Annotated in this window: 3 protein-coding genes; 2 read left to right on the top strand and 1 reads right to left on the bottom strand. The window is 72.0% G+C overall.

Annotation, left to right across the window (positions count from 1 at the left end; all coding sequences use genetic code 11):
- On the top strand, window positions 1-299 hold a 299-nt coding region (locus N4P33_RS34920; RefSeq protein ID WP_260830928.1), incomplete at its 5' end, for a response regulator transcription factor.
- 59 nt (window positions 300-358) lie between these two features.
- On the top strand, window positions 359-550 hold the full coding sequence (locus N4P33_RS34915; protein ID WP_260830927.1) for a DUF6191 domain-containing protein: 192 nt from the start codon (window positions 359-361) through the stop codon (window positions 548-550).
- Between the two features lie 5 nt (window positions 551-555).
- Here the strand turns inward: N4P33_RS34915 and N4P33_RS34910 are convergent, their stop codons facing one another.
- On the bottom strand, window positions 556-1,719 hold the full coding sequence (locus tag N4P33_RS34910; protein WP_260830926.1) for a sorbosone dehydrogenase family protein: 1,164 nt from the start codon (window positions 1,717-1,719) through the stop codon (window positions 556-558).
- Window positions 1,720-2,008: the final 289 nt, after the last annotated feature.

The following is a 2,008-nucleotide window of genomic DNA, read 5'->3' as shown; positions in this document are numbered from 1 at the left end:
GGGCCCGCCTGGCCCTCGGGCCCGCCCCCGCTCGGGAGCAGCCCCCGGCCGCCCCCGCCGATCCGGCCGAGGCGCTCGGCCTCACCAGCCGGGAACGCGACGTCCTGCGCCTGGTGGCCGCCGGACACACCAACCGCCGGATCGCCGAGGAGCTGTTCATCTCCCCGAAGACGGCCAGCGTCCACGTCTCCAACATCCTCGCCAAGCTGGGCGTCTCCGGCCGCGGCGAGGCGGCGGCGGTGGCACACCGGCTGGGGCTCTTCCCGGCGGAGGCCGAAAACCGGGCGGCGGCGGGATAATGGAGTCCTGACCCACCCGGCCCTGCACGTCTCACCCACGCGGCCCCGGAAGGGGAACGATGTTCAACGTCTTCGAGGAACTGTTCGCCCCAGGCCGCAAACACACCCGGGACGAGAAGAGGCGACTGGAACTGACCAGGGAGGACGTGGGCGACTCCGACCCCTCCCGCGGCCCGATAGACCTCGCCTCGGGAAAGGTGGTCATGCGCCCGCCGTCGCAGGACGACACGGGTCCGGCCCGGGCCGAGTGACGGCACTAGCTCACCTCCAGCTCCAGGATCCGGTCGTCGTCGTTGCCCGGGTTGCCGCGGCCGTCCGTGTTGCTCGTGACCAGCCACAGCTTGTTCTCACCGGCCGCGACCACCGTGCGCAGCCGGCCGTACTCCTCCTCCAGGAACGCCTGAGGGTCCGCCGACGCCTCCGTGCCCTTCAGGGGTATCCGCCACAGGCGCTCCCCGCGCAGCCCCGCCATCCATATCGAGCCCTCGGCGTAGGCGATGCCGCTGGGGGACGCCTCGTCCGTGGTCCACTGGTCGACCGGGTTGTGGAAGCCGCCGTCGTCGGACCGGCCCTCCGCCTCGGGCCAGCCGTAGTTGTCGCCGGGCTTGATCGCGTTGAGCTCGTCCCAGGTGTTCTGGCCGAACTCCGCGGCGAACAGCCGCTGTTTGCCGTCCCAGGCGAGACCCTGCACATTGCGGTGGCCGTACGAGTACACCGGAGAGTCCGGGAACGGGTTGCCCGGCGCGGGCTCGCCCTCCGGGGTCAGCCGCAGGATCTTGCCGCCGAGGGAGTCCCGGTCCTGGGACAGCGAGGTGTCACCGCTCTCGCCCGTGCCCGCGTACAGCATCTTGTCCGGGCCGAAGGCGATCCGGCCGCCGTTGTGGACGACGCCCTTGGGGATGCCGCGCAGGATCGTGTCCGGGGCGCCCAACTGCTCGCCGGACGGCTTCTTCTCGTCGTAGATCATGCGGACGACGCGGTTGTCCGAGGCGGAGGTGAAGTAGGCGTAGATCATCCGGTCCGAGGCGAAGTCGGGGGACAGTGCGATGCCCAGCAGCCCGCCCTCGCCGGAGGGGGACACTCCCGGCACCTCGCCCAGCTCGGTCTTCTTGCCCGTCTCGCCGTCCACCCGCGTGATCGTCGCCTCGTCGCGGGAGGAGACGAGCAGGTCGCCGTCCGGCAGCGGGGCGAGGCCCCACGGGGTGTTCAGACCCGAGGCGACGGTGCGCAGCACCTTGACGGAGCCCTTCGCGGGTGGCGTCTCCTCGGAGGCGCGCTCCGAGGGCGACGCCTGCCCCGTCGTACGGCTGGGGGTGGCGCTGCCGTCTCCGCCCGGCGATCCCCCGTCATCGGAGGAGCAGCCGGCCGTCAGCAGGAGCGCGGCGGCGGCCAGCACGGCCGTCACGGCTCGACGTTGCACGATCTTGTCCCTTCGACGCGGCAGGTTCCACTTGTCATACACCGCTCGCGCCTCCCAGGTTCCCGATCACGCAATCCCGAATCCGTGCGCGAGCAAAGCCGCAGGCCAGTCCGATGGCCCCTACGCCTCAGTCCCAGGCCCCTGCGCCTCAGTCCCAGGCCCCTGCGCCTCAGCCCAGCGCTCTGCGCCTCAGCCCAGCGCTCTGCGCCTCAGCCCAGCGCTCTGCGCCTCAGCCCAGCGCTCTGCGCCTCAGCCCAGCGCTCTGCGCCTCAGCCCAGCGCTCTGCGCC

Origin of the sequence: Streptomyces sp. 15-116A, from assembly GCF_025290915.1 — a bacterium.
In the GTDB taxonomy this organism is placed as follows: domain Bacteria; phylum Actinomycetota; class Actinomycetes; order Streptomycetales; family Streptomycetaceae; genus Streptomyces.
The sequence above is the reverse complement of the archived record's forward strand: the minus strand, read 5'-3'. Positions and strand labels throughout refer to the sequence as shown.

What these genes read in the sequence shown, in the direction of transcription:
- N4P33_RS34915 (WP_260830927.1), top strand. Translation starts at nt 359, where the DNA reads ATGTTCAACGTCTTCGAGGAACTGTTCGCCCCAGGCCGCAAACACACC.